The 667-nt window shown below is 45.6% G+C and carries 1 protein-coding gene; it reads left to right on the top strand.

All coding sequences use genetic code 11. The features are described 5' to 3' along the window. The coding region (locus QSH13_RS18475) for a GTP-binding protein (protein WP_275349107.1) at positions 1 to 667 on the top strand (667 nt) is incomplete at both ends.

The raw sequence follows: 667 nt of genomic DNA, 5'->3' as shown, positions 1-667 counted from the left end.
TGTCTAAAGAAAAATTTGAACGTTCAAAACCGCACGTTAACGTTGGTACTATCGGCCACGTTGACCACGGTAAAACAACTCTGACTGCTGCAATCACTACAGTTTTAGCTAAAACTTACGGTGGTGCTGCTCGTGCATTCGATCAAATCGATAACGCACCAGAAGAAAAAGCTCGTGGTATCACCATCTCTACTTCACACGTAGAATATGACACACCAACTCGTCACTACGCACACGTAGACTGCCCAGGTCACGCCGACTATGTTAAAAACATGATCACCGGTGCTGCGCAAATGGACGGAGCTATCCTGGTTGTTGCTGCGACAGATGGCCCAATGCCACAAACTCGTGAGCACATCCTGTTAGGTCGTCAGGTTGGTGTTCCTTACATCATCGTATTCCTGAACAAATGTGACATGGTAGATGATGAAGAGTTACTGGAATTAGTAGAAATGGAAGTTCGTGAACTTCTGTCTCAGTACGATTTCCCAGGTGATGACACTCCAGTAATCCGTGGTTCAGCGCTGAAAGCACTGGAAGGCGAAGCAGAGTGGGAAGCAAAAATTGTTGAATTAGCAGAAGCACTGGATTCATACATTCCAGAGCCAGAGCGTGCAATTGACAAACCATTCCTGTTACCAATTGAAGACGTATTCTCAATTTCAGG

It is taken from the genome of Proteus faecis (assembly GCF_030286765.1).
In the GTDB taxonomy this organism is placed as follows: Bacteria; Pseudomonadota; Gammaproteobacteria; order Enterobacterales; family Enterobacteriaceae; genus Proteus; species Proteus faecis.
This window is presented reverse-complemented; position numbering and strand designations above follow the sequence as displayed.